Source organism: Kitasatospora sp. CB01950 (assembly GCF_001905465.1).
Classification (GTDB): Bacteria; Actinomycetota; Actinomycetes; order Streptomycetales; family Streptomycetaceae; genus Kitasatospora.
The window spans coordinates 146,613-164,225 of record NZ_LISX01000006.1 but is presented as its reverse complement, the minus strand read 5'-3'; the positions used below and the strand labels follow the sequence as shown (position 1 = coordinate 164,225).

General features: G+C 73.3%; 10 protein-coding genes. 4 read left to right on the top strand and 6 right to left on the bottom strand.

Annotated elements, in window-relative coordinates:
- The first annotated feature begins 143 nt into the window (after nucleotides 1-143).
- Nucleotides 144-6,656 carry an RHS repeat-associated core domain-containing protein gene (locus AMK19_RS17640; protein WP_073812761.1) on the top strand — a complete coding sequence of 2,171 codons (6,513 nt, stop codon included), beginning with the start codon at nucleotides 144-146 and terminating at the stop codon, nucleotides 6,654-6,656.
- A gap of 7 nt (nucleotides 6,657-6,663) precedes the next feature.
- A complete protein-coding gene (locus AMK19_RS17635) occupies nucleotides 6,664-7,554 on the top strand; it encodes a hypothetical protein (RefSeq protein ID WP_073812760.1) in 891 nt (296 codons plus the stop codon).
- 82 nt (nucleotides 7,555-7,636) lie between these two features.
- Here AMK19_RS17635 and AMK19_RS17630 read toward each other — a convergent pair whose 3' ends face one another.
- From AMK19_RS17630 to AMK19_RS17610, 5 genes are all read right to left on the bottom strand, one after another.
- Nucleotides 7,637-10,342, bottom strand: a complete 2,706-nt coding sequence (locus AMK19_RS17630; protein WP_073812758.1) for a glycosyl hydrolase — start codon at nucleotides 10,340-10,342, stop codon at nucleotides 7,637-7,639.
- Between the two features lie 140 nt (nucleotides 10,343-10,482).
- Nucleotides 10,483-11,064 carry an RNA 2',3'-cyclic phosphodiesterase gene (gene thpR / locus AMK19_RS17625; protein WP_073812757.1) on the bottom strand — a complete coding sequence of 194 codons (582 nt, stop codon included), beginning with the start codon at nucleotides 11,062-11,064 and terminating at the stop codon, nucleotides 10,483-10,485.
- A gap of 26 nt (nucleotides 11,065-11,090) precedes the next feature.
- Nucleotides 11,091-11,324: a hypothetical protein gene (locus AMK19_RS17620; protein WP_073812755.1), complete on the bottom strand. Its 234-nt coding sequence runs from the start codon at nucleotides 11,322-11,324 to the stop codon at nucleotides 11,091-11,093.
- A 27-nt stretch (nucleotides 11,325-11,351) separates the two neighbouring features.
- Entirely contained in the window at nucleotides 11,352-14,438 is a 3,087-nt protein-coding gene (locus AMK19_RS36015; protein WP_073812753.1) for an ATP-binding protein, read from the bottom strand.
- 295 nt (nucleotides 14,439-14,733) lie between these two features.
- Nucleotides 14,734-15,462: a Crp/Fnr family transcriptional regulator gene (locus AMK19_RS17610; protein ID WP_073812751.1), complete on the bottom strand. Its 729-nt coding sequence runs from the start codon at nucleotides 15,460-15,462 to the stop codon at nucleotides 14,734-14,736.
- Between the two features lie 167 nt (nucleotides 15,463-15,629).
- Here AMK19_RS17610 and AMK19_RS38105 point away from each other — a divergent pair, with 167 nt between their 5' ends.
- Nucleotides 15,630-16,427 (top strand): hypothetical protein, encoded by a 798-nt coding sequence (locus tag AMK19_RS38105; RefSeq protein ID WP_073812749.1) that lies wholly within the window; start codon nucleotides 15,630-15,632, stop codon nucleotides 16,425-16,427.
- A 16-nt stretch (nucleotides 16,428-16,443) separates the two neighbouring features.
- Nucleotides 16,444-16,857, top strand: coding sequence for a hypothetical protein (locus tag AMK19_RS17600; protein WP_073812746.1), 414 nt, complete (start codon nucleotides 16,444-16,446; stop codon nucleotides 16,855-16,857).
- Between the two features lie 13 nt (nucleotides 16,858-16,870).
- On the opposite strand, the gene AMK19_RS17595 is transcribed toward AMK19_RS17600, so the two are convergent.
- Complete coding sequence (locus tag AMK19_RS17595; protein ID WP_241844452.1) at nucleotides 16,871-17,410, bottom strand: EF-hand domain-containing protein; 540 nt, start codon at nucleotides 17,408-17,410, stop codon at nucleotides 16,871-16,873.
- Nucleotides 17,411-17,613: the final 203 nt, after the last annotated feature.

The window sequence follows — 17,613 nt, the reverse complement described above, 5'->3', positions numbered from 1 at the left end:
ATCCGGGGGCGGGCCTCCCGGGGCACGGGCGTCAGCGGGCGCGCGGGGGTGTCGTCACGCGTACGGTGGAACCGGGGTTGCGCTCCGAGCGGGCCTGTGGACCTGGCCGGTTCGGTGCTTCCGGGCGTCTGGAAGGACGTGCCATGGCTGGTCCCACGCCGATCGTTCCGACCGACAACGTGGCGGGAGTGACGCCGGGCAAGCTCGCCGGCGGCGCGTTCGGGGTGACACCGGACGGCGCGGGCAGCCTGACGCTGCCGCTCTGGGTTCCGGTCGGGCGGCTGGGCGTTCAGCCCGAGCTGGACCTGCACTACCACAGCCGGGGCGGCAACGGCCCGCTCGGCGTCGGCTGGTCGCTGAGCGGCCTGCCCAGGATCACCCGCCGCCGCCGCACCATCCCCGACGAAGGCACCGACGGGCCGATCAGGTACGACAGCACCGACCCGTTCGCGCTGGACGGCGAACCGCTCGTCCTCGTGGGCGGCACCCACGGCGCGGACGGCGCCGAGTACCGGACGAAACGCGACACCTTCACCAAGATCGTGCTGCACGACGTCGACACCGCGCCGGACGGCCGCCCGCTCGGCCCGACCTGGTTCGAGGCCTTTCAGAAGGACGGCCGGATCCTGACCTTCGGCGGCCTCGGACGGGAGGACCTCGGCTCACGCTTCGAAGGCCTGGCCCAGGTGGTGACGCCGGTTCAGGTACCGGCCGGGACCTTGCCCGCCGCCGTGCGGGACGCCGTCGCGGTGTCGCAGCAACCGGTCCGCTACGGCTGGGGCCTGCGCAGCATCAGGGACCGCTCCGGCAACGAACTCCGGATCACCTACCAGGGCTACCCGTTCCGGCCCGACCTGCCGCCGCCCGAACGCGACTTCGTGCCCGTCCGCATCCAGTACACGGGCTCCCAGGGCGGCGGCGTGCCGGCACTGCGCTCGGTCGACTTCGGGTGGGAGACGCGCCCCGACCCCGAGACCCGGCTGCTGTCCGGTCTCCCCGTCACCCAGAACACCCGGCTGCGGGAGCTGCGGATGAGCGGCCCGGACCCGACCGCCGCCGACCCGTCGAACGTCGCCCTGCTGCGCCGCTACCTGTTCGCCTACCAGAACACCAGCGTCAGCGGCCGCAGCCTGCTCACCGGTGTCCAGGAACTCGACGGGGCCGGGATCGCGCTCGGCGGACACACCTTCGACTGGGAGCTCGGCGGGACGGGCTTCCAGGAGATCGCGACGTGCATCACCGACATCAAGACCACACCGGCCGGGCGCAGCACGCTCCCCGGCCGGATCCGGGTCGCCGACTTCGACGGCGACGGGCGGGACGACATCCTCTACGTGCCGCGCTCGGACCCGGACCACTTCGCGATCCTGCGCTCCGACCCCGCCTCGCCCACCGGCTTCCGGGATCCGTACTACACCGACATCCCCGTCCCGGCGGACAGCGCGGACGGCCGGGTGTACGTGTACCCGGACCCGGCCGGGGACTTCATGAACATCTTCGTCCTCGACGACTCGGCGCAGCCCGGCACCGTGGGCAGCCCGACCTACCGCGTCCACCACGCGGGAATCGACCGCTCGGGCGCCTCGGGCAGCATCGGCTCGTTCTGGGTCTTCGAGGGCCGGGACATCTTCAACCCGGCCGGTTCGGTGGACGGGCCGGTGGAGGTGGCCGACCTGGACGGCGACGGGCTGCCCGACCTGGTGCACGGCTGGACCGGCGGCGGCGGCGTCGACCCGAACTGGTACCTGCGGGCCAACCTCGGCGGCAACCTCAACTTCGACGTGGAGCAGCCGCTCGGCACCTACCCGTTCCCGCACCTGACGGTCTCCCCGGACGGCGGCAGCGCGACGGCGCTGCTCGTCGACGACTCCGGCACCACCGGCGGCGACCCGCGCTGGTCGGCCGTCGGCGTGACCAGGCAGGGCGGCCAGGTGAGTACCACCGTGGCGCTGGGCACGCTGCCGCGCGGGCAGGACTACCTGTTCGGCGACTTCACCCGCAGCGGCCTGCCGTCCGCGTTCAGCCTCGGCGGCGCGCCCGGACCCGCCCCGGCGGCCGTGTCCGACCCGACGCTGACCGAGAACCTCGGCGGCACGTTCGGCCAGGCGGTTCCCGTCGCGCTCCAACTCCCGCAGCTCCCCAGCAGGTTCACGCCCGCGCTGCGCGTCATCGACTGGAACGAGGACGGCCGCGCCACCGTGCTGGTCCGCACCCGGACCGCCGGGGAGCTGAGCGACCCGATGTACGTCCTGCGGTGGGACGGCCAGGGCTTCGCGCAGATCCAGCTGCCCTTCACCAGCAGCTGGGACCAGCAGTTCCCGGAGGGCTTCGACCTCTGTGAGGTGATCGACCACAACGGCGACGGCCTGGACGGCGTGGTGATGTACAGCGACGGCCAGCTGCGCGTGTTCGTCCGCGGCGGCGACCGGGCCGACCTGCTGACCGGCATCACCGACGGGCTGGGCGCCCACACCTCGGTCGGCTACCGGCCGATCTCCGACCCGGCCGTGCACACCCCGCAGTACGGGTTCACCTTCCCGCTGCGGGCGAGCACCGGGAAGATCTGGGTGGTCGCCGAGTACCGCGAGGACAACGGCGTCGGCGGGGTGAACACGCACCGGTACACCTACGCGGGCGGCGTCCAGGACGTCACGGGCGCCGGGTTCCTGGGCTTCCGGCGGCGCACCGCCGTGCACGTCGAGACCGGTGTCAGCACCGTCTCGGACTACCTTCCCGACCTGGCCGCGGCCAGTGGCAGCTATCCGCTGCTCGGACTGCCCGTCAAGGAAGTCACCACGACCCCGCTCGGCCACGGCCTTCAGCACCGGGCGAGCACCACGACCACCTACACCGAGCGGCCGGGCCCGGTGGGCACCATCCCCTACTTCGTCGTTCCGCTCGGCATCGACGAGGAGCAGGTGATCACCCGGAACGGGGTGCCCACCATGCCGGTGCGGCGCTGCACCACGGCGCAGGACATGGACGCCTACGGGAACCTGACCGTCCGTTCGCAGACCTGGAGCGACGGCAACGCGCTCGCCGTGAAGTCCGCCTACAGCAACGACCCGGTCGGCTGGCTGATCGGGCTGTGCACCGAGGTGACGGAGCGGAGCACCAGCCCGAACGGCTCGGCGCAGACCAGACGGTTCGGGTACGAGTACGGCAGCGACGGCCTGCTCACCCGCGAGACCGTCGAACCCGGAGTGCTGGGCCCCGACGGCTGGCTGCCGATCGGCCCCCAGCCGGACGGCGTGCGGACGCTCTACCGGACCCTCCAGCGCTACCCGGACGGCAACCTGCTCCGGGTCACCCTGGAGGAGAGCATCGGCCCGGGCGGCGCGAAACGCTCCGTCGAGGTCCAGTACGACGGCCTTGAGCACCAGTTCCCGGTCCAGGTCACCGACGGCCTCGGGCACACGGTGAGCGCGACCCACCACCCCGGGCTCGGCGTCCAGATCAGCAGCACCGACCAGAACGGCGTGCAGACCTTCCGGCAGTACGACGGCTTCGGCCGGCTGCGCGGCGAACTCGCCCCGGACGGCACCCGCACCACCGCCCACCAGCTCGACGTGGGCGGCCGGGCGAGGATCTCGGTGGTGGCCGGATCCGGTGAGGAAGCCCTGTTCGACCACGACGAGCTGGGCCGGGTGGTCACCCGGACGCTCTTCGCGCGCGACGACGGCAAGGCCGTGATCCGCGACACCGAGTACGACGCGCTCGGCCGGGCCGTCCGGACATCGCTGCCGCACTTCGCCGCCGACGCGCCCAGCTGGGACACCTTCACGTACGACACGCTCGGGCGGATCACCGCGCGGACCGGGGCCGACGGCACCAGCACCGGCTACGAGTACCGCGGCGAGTGGCTGATCGCCACCGACGGCGAGCACCACGCCACCGCGACCCGGACGGACTGCCTGGAGCGCCCGGTCTTCGTCACGGACCGCGACGCCGCGCTGGTCGGGACGGCGACCGCCCCGGCCGGCATGACCGTCGACTACGCGCCGTTCGGCCAGGTCGCGTCCGTCACGGACATCGCCGGCAACGTCACCCGCTACGACGCCGACCGGCTCGGACGCCTGATCAGTGAGACGGACCCGGACCGCGGCCACCTCACCTACACGTACAACGTGTTCGGCGATCCGCTGCGCGACATCCAGGCCGACGGTCACGCCGTCGACCACGAGTACGACTCGGCCGGCCGGCCCACCGCGATCCGGGACGCCCTCGACGGCGACGTGACGATCGACTGGGACGTGGGCGCCACCGGGCAGGTGACCCGGATCGCGGCGCCGCTCTCCGCCGTCACCGAGGTCTTCGGCTACGACGCGATCGGCCGCCCGGTGACCAAGACCTGCTCGGTCGGCCCCAACCGGTACACGCTCACCCACGAGTACGACGCGATGGGCCGCCTCAGCGGCATCGTCTACCCGAAGGCCGGAAGCCTCGAACCGTTCGAACTGCGGTACGAGTACGGCAAGTTCGGGCAACTGCTGCGCGCCACCGACGCCGCCGACCGGCGGGTCTACTGGCAGTGGGTCAACGCCGACGCCTCCGGCCTGTTCGGCGACGACGCACTCGGCAACGGCCTGACCGACCGGCGGATCGAGGACGGCGCCCGCCCGGGCGTGCTCCAGCGGATCCAGACCCTCGACGGGGCCAACCAGCTGCTGCGCGACACCCGCTACCGGTTCGACGCCAACCTCAACCTGGTCGGACGCACCGACAGCGTGCGCCGGACCAAGGAGGCGTTCGGCTACGACAACCGCCGCCGGCTGCGGCGCTGGACCTGGCGCGGCGACCCCGGGGACCGCAAGGTCCGCTGGGACTACGACGACATCGGCGACATCACCCTGCGCGCCATCGAGGTCGGCCCCGGCACCGACCTCGCCTACACCTACAACCCGGCGGTCGCCGGGCCGCACGCCGTCGTCGCCACCACCCTGGGCGCCTACACCTACGACGCCCGCGGCAACCAGACCGGCGCCCCCGGCCGGACCGTCCGCTACGGCCGCGGCAACCTGCCGACCCGCATCACGCAGAGCGGACCCAAGCAGCCACGCGCCGTCGAATTCCGCTACGACGGCGAAGGCAGCCGGGTACAGACCGTCGACCGGCTGAGCGGCCTGGCCACCGACAGCTTCGACGGACTCTACGAGTACCGGCGCCCGATCGGCACCGAACGGCCCGACGGGCAGCACATCTTCGACATCGTGGTACCGGGACGGCTGGTCGCCCGGCGCACCTGGGTGCTGGCCGGCGGCGCCCGCACCGCCGACCGCGTCGAATACCTGCACGCCGACCACCAGCAGTCGACCGACCTGGTCACCACCAGCCACGGGAAAGTCCTGCACCGCTACGCCTACGACCCCTTCGGCCGCCGCACCGACCCCACCGACCCCGCCCTGCCGCGGGCCGAGCACGACACCGCCCTGCACACCGGGTACACCGGGCAGCGGCACATCGACGGCTGGTACCTCATCGACATGCGCGGCCGCTTCTACGATCCGGTCATCGGCCGCTTCCTCAGCGCCGACCCGCTGACCCCCGACCCGCTGAACCCGCAGTCCTGGAACCGCTACGCCTACGTCGTCAACAACCCGCTGTCGCTGCGCGACCCCGCCGGGTTCAACGGCGCGACCCTGGACGACGACCCGAAACCGCCGGCCGGCCCGGCCGCACCGGCAGATCCGCCGGCCGCCTCGCCGGCCAAGACCGGCTCGACGTCACCGGCCACCGCGCAACCATCGGCGCACTCCGGCGCCGGCTCCGGGCCGCAGCAGTCGACCGGGCGCGGTGCCGGCTCCGGGCAGCAGTTGACGCCCGCGTCGAAGTCGGCCGGTGCCGGGGCAGCAGGTGCCGGGGCCGGGGAGGGCGCCCGGCCGTCGCCCGTGGGTTCGGCCGGTGCCACGCCACCCGGCAGCGGACCCCACACCTCCAAGCCGCCGACACCGCCACCCCCGCCCCCGCCCAACGACAACGGCAACGGCGGCGCCGCCGCGACCGGACTGCCGCCGAACGCGGGCGCCACCGCGGGCAACCGCGGCCGTGCCGACCAACTCCAGCGCGACCCGGCGGAGTCGAGGTTCCGTACGGTGGCGGCGCCGGTGCACGGCGCGGCGCCGTCCGGGAGCGGGCCGCGGAGTCTGCCCCTGGTCGGAGCCATGTCCGCCCTCGTCGGGGCGGGGGAGGCCGTGCTCGGCGCGGTGGGGAGCGCGGCGCTCGCCGTCGGGACGGCCGCGGAGGCGACGGTCGGCGCGGTGGAAGTTGCGGCGGAGGCGACGGAGACGGCTCTGGCCACGGTGGCCGGGGTGCCGGAAACCGTCCTGTCGGCTGCCAGCGGCTCCGAGTGGATCGAGCTGCGCCGGGTCGTCACCCTGCTCAGGACGGAGGTTCACCACCTGCTGCCCACCCAGTTCATCAAGATCTTCGAGCGGGCCGGAATCAACACCCGGCACTACTGCATCCGCATCCCGCACTTCCTGCACAAGTGGTTGCACACGCAGTGGAACGGCATGTGGGCCGACTTCATCAAGAAGCACCGCGGCCGGCCGTCGGCCGAGAAGATCGGCCACTTCATGGGGGACATGATCACGCGGTTCAGCTTGGAGAGCCACGAGATCGTGAAGTACACGAGGCAACTCTTCTCAAAGGAGTGAGCGCACCGTGCAAGGCGACTTCAGCAGTTCCACCCCGGCCACCCCGGCCGTCACCGCCACCGGCACGGGCGGCACCGCCGCGATCTCCGCGACCAGCGACGCGCCCACGGCCGTCGAGGTGGTCAACGACCGTGACACGGCCCTGCTCGGCGGAACGACCAACGGGGTGGGCGTGGTCGGCAACTGCCTGGGCAACGGGATCGGCGTCCTGGCGCGCAGTCAGCAGGGCACGGCGGTGAACGCGACCAGCGACACCGGGATCGCCGTGCTGGCGCAGAGCAGCTCGGCGGCCGCCGTCCAGGGCACCTGCCTGGGCGACGACTTCGGTGTGGTCGGCATCGCGCCGAACGCCGGAGTGGCCGCGTTCAACCCGAACAACGACCACGCCGCGTACCTCGCGAGCGACTGCTGCGCGGCCTGGTTCACCGGCCCGGTCAGCGTGATGGGCAACCTGTTCAAGAGCAGTGGCGGCTTCCGGATCGATCACCCGCTGGCACCGGCCGAGAAGTACCTGACGCACTCGTTCGTCGAGTCGTCCGAGATGAAGAACGTCTACGACGGGACGGTCACCGCCGGGGCAGACGGCACGGCGAGCGTCGAACTCCCCGGCTGGTTCGAGGCCCTCAACCGGGACTTCCGCTACCAGCTGACCGCGATCGGCGCACCCGCCCCCGACCTCCACATCGCCGAGGAGATCGAGCACCGCCGCTTCCGCATCGCGGGCGCACCGGCCGGCCTGAAGGTGGCCTGGCAGGTCACCGGCGTGCGAGCCGACGCCTGGGCCGAGGCCCACCGCATCGAGCCCGAGCAGACCAAACCGCGCGCGGAGCGCGGCCGTTACCTCCACCCGGCGCTGTACGGCGCACCGCCCGAGAAGGCCCTGCGGCCGGGTGGCTGAGGAGTCGACAGCATGCGGCTGCCCGGCCCGCTCGGGTGAGCGGGCCGGGCAGCGGTGGTGCGGGGCAGCGGTGGTGCAGGGGTCAGTGCCGGCTGTTGTCGTCGCCCTGGCCGTTGTTGTCGTCGATCAGCCCGCGAGGGTCGATCGACCAGATGCCGCGCCCGAAGGTGGCGGCGTACAGGCGCCCGTCCGGGCCGGTCTTGAGCTGCTGGACGGAGGTGGTGGGCAGGTCGCGGCCGAGCACCTTCCAGTTCTTCCCGCCGGGCGCCCGGTAGAACGCGGCGAGGTCGGTGCCGAGCACCAGCCCGCCGCCCGGCAGGATCTTGACCGAGGTGGCGGGGACGTCCGGCAGGTTGGCCGAGACGTCGGTCCAGGTGGCGCCGCCGTCGCGGGTCTCGAAGAGGTGGCCGATGCCCGCGCCGGGGCCCTCGGTCCACGTCCGGGAGAAGCCGTTGAAGGCGACGAAGACGTGCTGGGCGTTCTTCTCGTCCACCGCGAAGGAGCTGATGTAGCGGTTCGGCAGCGTGCCGTCGACCGGCAGGTTCAGCTGGTGCCAGCCGGTGCCGTCGGTCCTGCCGACCGCGATGCCGCGGCTGAAGCCCTGGTTGTTGCAGGGGCCGCACCAGCCCGCGTACACGGTGCCGTCGACGGTGGCGACGGCGGTGGCGAGGTGGCCGGCGCCCAGGTCGTAGGCGTTGCTCCACTCGCTGCCGCTGCGGATCGCCCAGCCCTTGTGCTGCACCCAGACGTGCCGGCCGCCGGCGACCCAGGTGTTGCCGTCCTTCGGGTCGGCGGTGATCGGCGCGATGAAGCGGGCGCCGGAGCCGCCGAGGGCCTTGTCGGGCGGGGCGACCTCGTACGAGGTGGCCTTGCTCGGGTCCTCGCTCGCGGCGCCGTCGTTGACCGCGCAGTTCTGGGTGACCCACATGTCGAGGTAGACGTACTCCTCGGCGATGTTGCAGCCGTTGGCCGGGTCGACCAGGGTGTCGGCGCCGTCGCCGCCGAAGTTCGAGCCCATCACCTTGTCGCCGGCGCGCAGGATGGACTCGCCGTTGTCCTGGAGGCCGCCGCTGACGATGACGCCCTTGCCGGAGCGGTCCGCCGGGTCCTTGCCGATGCCGACCGAGTAGTACTGCAGGGTGTCGATGGTGCCGTCCGCGAGGGACTTCCAGTCGGTGGCGTGGCCGGAGGCGTCGGCCGCGCCGTCCACCGGGCGGCGGTAGATGCCGCCGTCGTTGCCGACGTACACGGTGGCCTTGCCCCGGTACGAGCCGATGGCGACGGCGTGCTGGTCGGAGTGGACGGTCGGCGGGCAGTCGCCGGTCTGCTTGCTCGGGTCGATGCTCCAGCAGGAGAACGGGAAGTTCCAGTACGGGCCGGGGACCGTCCAGTCGGTGCCGCCGTTCTTGGTCTCCAGCACTTCTTCCAGGCCCGCGTACAGGTGGTCCGGGTCGGTCGGGTCGACCTGCAGGAACTGGTTGTACCAGGACTGGATGCCCGGCTGGTAGCCGTCGTCCGTCAGGGCCGAACCGGAGTTCTTGATCTTGTCCTTGTCCGCGATCAGCGTCCACGGGCCGTACGGCGAACCGGACTTGGAGACGTAGATGCCCTTCAGGCCGGAGTCCGGGTCGGTGCTGGTGAGCAGCGGCGACTGGTCGATCGCGTAGTAGCGCGAGCCGTCCGCCGACCGGGCGAAGGTCACGTTGCCGACGTTGTCGGCGTCCGTCGGCAGGTCGCCGAGCGCGCCGACGCGCTGCCAACTGCCGTCCGCGGCCCGGCTGTAGAAGCCGTTGTAGGTGTCGCCGCCGCGCCAGCCGATCGCCAGCACCACCTTGGACGGGTCCTTGGGGTCGATCGCGATGTCGTTGGCGATGTTCCGGTACGGCGCGGACGGGTCCTTGGCCAGCGAACCGCCCGGCAGATAGGCCGGGTTGGGCGCGAACTCCAGCTTCCACGGGCCGGACAGCTCGGCGGTGGAGTGGCTCCACACCCCGCGGCTGGTGGCCGCCCACACCTTGCCGCCGCCGAAGCGCAGCGCGTGGATGACGGTCGACTCCAGCTCGGAGCCGCCGACCCGGTTGCTCGGCGCGAACCGGCCGTGCCGGGGGTCGGCGAGCACGTACACGCCGGTGCCGACGTACGAGGTGGCGCCCGTGTTGGACTCGCCGGTGGCGTACCAGAGCCGCCCGCCCTCGTCCAGGTCCAGCGTGCCGGTCGACAGCGTGGGCAGGCTGTCGGCGATCGGCTCCCAGTTGCCGCCGCCGGTGCGCGAGCGGAACACGCCGCCGTTGGCGCCGCCGGCGTACACGTTGCCGTCGTCGTCGGCCGCGATGCCGGTGATCCGGCCCGTGACGTAGCCTGCGCCGCCACTGGAGTTGGAGTTGATGTCGCGGTAGCGCGGGTCGTCCGCGTTGTACGGCTTCGAGGTGACGTGCTGCCATGCGGCGCCGACATGCGGCATCGACTGCAACTGCGCCCAGGCCGCGCCGTACGCGCCCGGGGCGACGACGCCCGGGGCGGTGCGGGCCTCGGTGTACTGCGCGACGCCCTCGGCGGAGTTCTCCGCCTCGTCCGCGCCGTCCTCGTCGCCGCCGGTCAGCGCGTTGTGCGCGGAGACCTTGCCCTGCACTTTCGCGGCGTGCTGCCGGCCGACCTCGGCCTGGTGCTGAGCCTGACGCGGGAGGGCCGGGTGGGGGGCGGGGGCCGCGAGCGCCTGGGAGGTGGCCAGGCCGAGTGCGGTCAGGGTGACGGCGGGCAGCAGCAGCCGTCGGCGTTGCCTCTTGGGCACGGTGCCGGGTCCTTTCGCTACGGGCGGGACGCACGATCGCGCAGCCCCGCCGAAGCCTCCCGGGTCGGCGCGGTCGATGGGAAGGGACGCGGCGTAATGAATGGTTAAAACCCGAACCGGCAAAGCCTCCTGACGAGACGTCAGGACGGGGCGAGCGGCCAGGAGGCGAGGTCGCGGTAGCGGATCGGGCCGGGGCCGCGGCCGGTGTTGCTGCCGACCAGGTGGAGGCGTTCGGCGGGCCAGCTGCGGCCGGCGAAGCCGGTGAGACCGGCGGCGGCCAACGGGACGCTGGTGGGGTCGTCGCGTCGGGAGCGGGCCAGGGTGAGGTGCGGGTGCAGCGGGCGGTCGCGGAAGTCGAGGCCGTGGGCGCGGATCAACTCGCGGACGGCGGAGGCGAGTTCGTGGAGGCCGTCGAGGTCGCCGGTGACGCCGCTCCACAGCAGCCGCCCGTCGAAGTGGCCGCCGCCGTGCAGGGCCAGCCGCGGCGCGGGGTGCGCGGCCGCCGCGCCGGGCAGCGTCGAGCGCAGCACCGGCACGGCGGCGGAGGGGAGCTCGCCGAGGAACGCCAGGGTGATGTGCCAGTCCGCGATCCGGTTCCAGCGCAGCAGCGGGTACGCCGCGTAGGCCGGTTGCAGGGCGCGGGCCAGCTCGTCCTTGGCGTCGTCGGGCGGGGCCAGCGCCACGAACAGGCGCCGGGTCGGGGGCTCGGGGTGATCGTCCACCAGGGATTTCTAGCACCCCCGGCCGGTCAGTCGGCCGGGTCGGCCGCCTCGTGGTGGACGTGGAGGTCGCCCTTCATGACGGTGTAGAGCGAGGCGTGGCCGCCGGCCGTGTTGTTCTGGGTCGGGGACTCGGTCGGGGACTCGGGCGGGGTGTCGGGCGCGGCGGGCGCTTCGACGCGGTTGTCGCGGCCGACGACGACGGGGCCGTGCGCGTCGCCGCCGATGCGAACGTCGTACCGGTCACCGGATCGGGTGGCCATGCGGGACTCCTTCCGTGGAGGGGGTGGTCAGTGGGCGCCGGAGCGTTCCTGGCGGACGGTCGACAGCAGCTGGTCGACCTCGGCCCCGGTGAGCACCAGGGCCTCGATCTCGATGTCCGAGGCGCGGTCCCAGTAGGTGCTGCTGCCGAGGGCGTCGGCCCGGTTCTGGCTCTCCGCGCTGACCTGCTGGAACACGGCGGCGCCGGCCGCGTCGTCGCAGGTGATGGTGCCGCTGACGGCGCTGGTGCCGACCGGGAGCGAGGTCGGGGCGCTGGTGCACTTGCCGGCCGCGCGGCCGTCGATGGTGATCGTGCCGACCGTCATCACCACATTGACGTGCGGGAGCCCGTGGACCACGGAGTCGCCCTGGAGGATCTTCGCGGTGACGTTCTCCTTGATGTGGCACCCGGTGGCGTCGCAGTTCACATGGCTGTCCGGGTCCTGGTCGAAGTCCAGGGTGCCGTAGCGGGCCGTGGTGAGGCCCTTGACGGACGCCTCCAGGGCGTCGTACATCGCCCCGGTCCCGCCCGGCGCCACCGTCGAGAGGTCCATGGAGGTGGTCTCCCACATCGGCGAGTGGGCCTCCATCGCGCGGGAGAGCTTGCCGTCCGTCGGCAGCTGGAACTTCATCGCGCTCGGCGGCTCCCAGCGCAGCACGCGGTACGGCGCGTCGCGGGAGACGTACAGGTAGCCGACGGTGGTGTCCGCGCGCAGGGCCGGGACGCCGTTCACGTCGGTGGTCGGCGGGTTCTCCGCGGCGGGGAGCCGGGGCCGGTCGGCGAGCGCCTGCGAGAAGCGCTTGGCGAGGTCGGCCGGGGTCTCGTACATCCCCATCTCCTCGGACAGGCGGCTGGTGCCGGTGCTGGTCCGGTCGCCGAGGCCGTTGTACGTCCACAGGCGCAGGATGAGGTCCGAGGAGTGCCAGCGCGAGTAGTCCTTGCCGCCGACGGTCAGCATGTCCTGGGCGTCCTTGTCGGCGGCCATGCTCTGGTTGCTGAGGTGGCTGGTGCCGAACTTCTCGCCGTGCGCGGTCACCGTGACGTCGTTGAGGTACTCCTGGACGTTCCAGTCGCCCTGGTAGCGGACGCCCGGGGCCGAGGCCAGCGCCTGCACCGCCTGCTCGAACGGCGCCCGCAGCACCTTCCCCTCGCCGGCCCCGCCGGCCCCGCCGCCACCGCCGCCGCTGCCGCCCGACACCGACCAGGTGACCGCGCCCGCACCGGCCAGCAGCAGGCCCAGCGTGACCAGCAGGCCCTTGGCGCTCAGCACCCCGGCCGTCCCCGCCACCCCGGCCCCGGCCCCGGCACCGGCCGCCGCACCCGCGCCGGCCGCCGCGTGTCCGGCGGCGTGCCCGGCCGCCTGCTGGCCCGCCTGCGCGGCGCCGTGCTGCGCCGCCGGCGCCGCGGCGTGCGGGACGGTCGCGGCGTGCGGGACGGTCGCGGGTGCGGCGGACGGCGGCGGGGTGGGGGAGAGGTTCGCCATGTGCGAGGCCACCGACTGGGTCTGCGCGCTCTGGGCCGCGGTGCCGCCGTGCGTCCCGATGCTGCTCAGCCCGGCACCCGGGTCGCCGGGGACGGCCGGGACGTGCGGAGGGGTGGGCAGCGGCAGGGTGGGCGGCCCGGTCAGGCCGGGCGCGACGTGCTGGGCGTTGAGCGCGGCCGTCGCACCGTGCAGGTCTCCGATCGCCTTCCACAGCAGCGCCGCCTCGCCGAGCAGCACCACCGCGATCACCCGGCGGCCCGTCAGCAGGCTGCGGATGCCCTCCTCGTGGATGAAGAAGGTCTGCGCCGACCGGTCGCCGGCCCGTTCGGCGGCGTTCCAGCCCCGGCCGAGCAGGCGGCCCCACGCCCCCGGGCGCAGCGCCCGCGCCATCGCCGGGGACGCCGCCCGGGCCAGGTGTACGGCCAGCTCGGGCCGCCCGGCGGCCTCGGCGAGCGCGACCGCCCGCTCCAACGCCCGGCTGTGCTCGGCGACTTCGGCGGGCACGGTGTCCCGCCGGGTGACCCATTCGGTGAGCTGCGCGCAGATCCGCTCGAACGGGAACGGGTCGGTCCGGCCGAGCGCCGCCGCCACCGCGTCCGGCGGGCAGCGGTAGCCGTGCTGCTCGGCGCGGAGCAGGCCGACGTCCGCCAGCCGCTCGCAGAGCGCCGCCGCGTCCGGCAGGTCGGCGATCGCGGCGATCCGCTCCGCCGCGAGCTCCGCGCCGTCCAGGGTGGCCAGCAGGCGCAGGACCTGCGAGGACGGGTCGTCGAGGCCGTCGAGCAGCAACGGGACGATCTCCGCCACCTCGCCCGCCCGCGGCAGGCCGCCGTCGCCGGCGGACCGGAACCGGGCGAGCACCGCGGCCTGCAGCAGGTGCAGCGGGCGGCCCTGGGCGGCCTGCCAGAGCGTCGTCGCGTCGGCCAGTTCGCCCGGTGCGAGCGGTCGGCGCAGCTCGCGGGTGAGCAGCTCCAGGCCGGCCGCCCGGTCCAGCCCGGCGAGTTCCACCAACGCGCCGTCCTCGCCGAGCAGCGACCGGTCGTGGGAGGCCAGCACGAACGTCGCGTCCGGGACCAGGTCGGCCAGGGCGAGCGCCTCGGCGCGGGTCAGGTCGGCGTTGTCGAGGTACACCGTGACCCTCAACCCGGCCATCAGACGCCGCAGTTCGGGCTCGGACGGGGCATAGCCGACGGCGTCGTAGCAGGCCTCGAAGATCTCCTGCGCCAGGTCGGCGACCTCCCGGTCGGCGGCGTTCAGGTACACCCGCCCGTCGGACCCGGCGGCCGTCCGGTGCGCGGCGTGGCGCAGCAGCATGCTGGTGCCCGTGCCGGACGGGCCGTACAGCTGGACGAGCCCGCCGGCGTCGATCGCCCGTGCCAGTTCGGCGAGTTCGTCCTCGCGGCCGAGCGGCGGCTGCGGCCGGCGCGGGAGCAGCGCCACCTGCGGGCGGCGCACCGGCGTGGGGCGGCGGCCCGCCACCAGCAGGGTCACCGTGGAGCCGTGGTCGGCGTCCACCACCAGGTTGTGGTCGCCGACCACCACCGGACCGTTGGCGTCGCCGTCGATGTCGAGGCGGTAGTCGTTGCCCGGGGAGCGCTCGGTGCTGCTCGTGGCGGAGTCGTCCGGTTCTTCCATCGCGACTGTCTCTCCCGGCCGTGGAGCGCGACCGTTCTCGAGGCGGACCGCCGCGCGGGCAGGTCGGCCGGTACAGAAGGTGAGGGTCCGCCGGGCGGCGTGACGGGCGCCCGGCAGTGGTCCGGAACTGCCGTCGGCGGTCCGGTAGTTGGCCAGGCTAGTGCGGGCCGTGCGGCGAGACCCCGTCGAACGACGGTTTCCGCCAAGGCCGTTCACATCACCTCCCCGGTCGGGGGAAGCGTTCGGGGAAGGCTTCCGGGCAGGGGAAGGTTTGCGGGCAGGGGAGGGTTTCCGGTCAGGGGAAGGCGATGGTCTCCAGCAGCGCCATGCTCTCCACCCGGATGCTGCGGTAGCCGGTGGTGACGGCCCCCGACTCGCGCAGGCGGCGCAGCGCCTTGTGCACGGTGGGCTCGGCCGCGCCGGACAGCGTCGCGAGTTCGGGCTGCGTGATCGGCCAGCGGATCACCGCGCCCGCGCCGGCGGGCTCGCCGTACGTCACCGCGATCTGGTGGATCACCCGGGCCAGCCGGGTCGCCGTGTCGCAGCCGGTGAAGTCGATCCGGCGGTCGTTCGCGGCCCGCAGCTTCGTCACGATGGACTCGTTGACGGCCTGCGCGATCCGCGCCTCGCGCCGCATGCAGTCCAGGAACGCCGGGCGGCTCACCGCCCGGGCCGTGACCCGGCCGCAGCTGGTGACGGTCGCCGAACGCGGCCGGCCGTCCACGGCGGCGAACTCGCCGACCAGATCGCCGCCCATCCGCACGGCCAGCAGCGCGTCCCGGTGATCCTGCGTGCGGCCGGTCACCTTGACCACGCCCGCCAGCAGCACCAGCAGGAAGTCCGTCCGGTCGGACTCCCGCACCAGCACCCGGTCGGCCGGGTACCGCACCTCGGTGCCGAGCGACAGCAGCGGCTCCCGCTCGGCCGGCGACAGGCCGCCGAGCAGACTCGACAGCGGCCACGCCCAGGTACGGCCGGACGGGGCGCTCCCGTCTCCGGTGCGGCTGCGGTCGTCGGCTGCCATCGCTCTCCCCCTGCCCGGTGCGCTGCTGTCACCAGTATGCGGTCGGCGGGCCGCCCGGGATGGTGCGGGTCGGTGGGAGAAACCGTATTCCGACGGGGTCCGCCGCCCGCCGGTCCGGCACCATGGAACCCGGAGCGCTCGCGAAGGTGCGGCATCAGGAGGCTGGCGTGGACTGGGAATTGGCGTACCGGGCGGTGCTCGCCGTGGACATCGAACGCTCCGCCGGACGCGGCGACCCGGCGCTGATGGCGATTCGCGCGGCGCTCCGGGCGGTGCTGCGGGAGTCCTTCGGGCGGAGCCGGATCGACTGGGCGCAGTGCCGGATCGACGACCTCGGCGACGGCTTGCGGGTCACCGCCCCCGCCGGGGCGCCGAAGGCGTCGCTGGTCCACCCGCTGTTCGACGAGGTCGCCGCCCGGCTGCGCGCCCACAACCGGCTGGCCGGGCCGCCGACCACGATCCGGGTCCGGATGGCGCTGCACGCCGGCGACGTCCGGCTCGGCCCGGACGGGGAGGTCGCCGGGCGGCCGCTGGAGGTGCTGGCCCGGCTGCTCGACGCGCCCGCCGTCCGCACCGAACTGGCCGAAGCGCCGGGGGCCGTCGCCGTGCTGGTCCTCTCCGAGCACTTCCACGAGGAGACCGTGCAGCCCGGGCTGCCCGGCATCGAACCCGAGGAGTACCGGCAAGTCGCCGTCCGCAACAAGGAGTTCACCTCCACCGCCTGGCTCCGGACGGCCGCGGCCGACGCCCCGGCCGTGCCTTCTGCCGCGCCCCCGGCCGCGCCCCCGGCCGCGCCCCCGGCCGCGCCCCCGGCCGTACCCCCGGCCGCGCCCCCGGCCGTACCCCCGGCCGTGCCGCCGCCGGCCGCCGGGACGTCGCGGATGAACAACCGGGCGACCGGGCACGGCGTCATCTACGCCGTCCAGAACGGCGTCCAGCACATCACCACCACCCCCCGAAACTGAAGGAGAGACACCCCCCATGGAGCAAGAACTGGTGACACTCGCGGAGTCCGGCGCCGCCGTGGTGGTCGGCGCGATGGCCACCGACCTGTGGCAGTCCGTCAAGGACGGGACGCTCGCCATGTTCCACCGCCTCGGCCGCGACCGGCAGCGCACCGTCGCCGAGCAGCTCGACCGCAACGCCGAACTGGTCCGCGACGCCGACCGCCCCGAGGAGGCCCGGCGGGCCCTGTTCGCCTTCTGGGCCCTGGAGTTGGCCGCCCTGATCCGCCAGGACCCCGAGCTGCGCCCCGAACTCGCCGGACTGGTCGACGAGTTCCGGGGCGAACAGCAGCGCCTCGCGTACACGCAGAACAACACCGCGCACGACCGCGGCACCGTCTACGCCGTCCAGCACGGCGACCAGCGGGTGGTCCGGAACGGCGACTCGTAGGCGGTCCGCGGGCTCAGCCCTGCCGGATCGGGCCGATCAGCCAGTTCCCCGGCGCGTTCTCGTCGGAGCTCAGGTAGAACTCGGTGATGGCGCTGCGGAATTCGTCGTGGCTGAGCACCCCGTTGCCGTCCAGGTCGAGCCGCTGGAACGCGTCCCCCGAGTGCTCGGGCGGGATTCCCAGGGCGTCGTACATGCGCACGTACTCGTCCTTGCTCAACACACCGTCGTGGTTGGTGTCCAGCGCGCGCATCAGGGCGTCCGCGATGGCCAGCACCGCCTTCTCGAAGTGTTCCGGTGCCGTGACGGTGGCCTTCATCAGGGCGAGGAACTCCTCGTGGTCGATCTGCCCGTCGCCGTTGGCGTCCCCGTGCTCCAGCAGCACCCGCCACCACTCCTCGAACGCCTTCTTCATCGCCGCGGCGTTCTCGTGGTCGCCCGGCTGGGCGAGCGTGGCGAAGAGCTCTCCCATCGCCAGGAAATCGTCATGGGTGAGCATGTTGTCGCCACCCTGGTCGAACCAGTGGAAGAGCATGCTGAATTTCTGGTTCTTCACTTCGGCCGGCATTCGCGCCGCCTCTCTCTCGCCCGGCGACAGGGCAGTGCGGGCCCGGTCGCGACTTTCGACGCACGCTAGGGCGAAGCCGAACGGCGGGGCAATCGGAGAAAGGGAAAGTCACGCCTTGGGTGGAATAGTTCGCAATGAGCAGATGATCGGTGTGCGAACGGTGGTGGGTGATGCGGCGGGAGCGAGGTGAC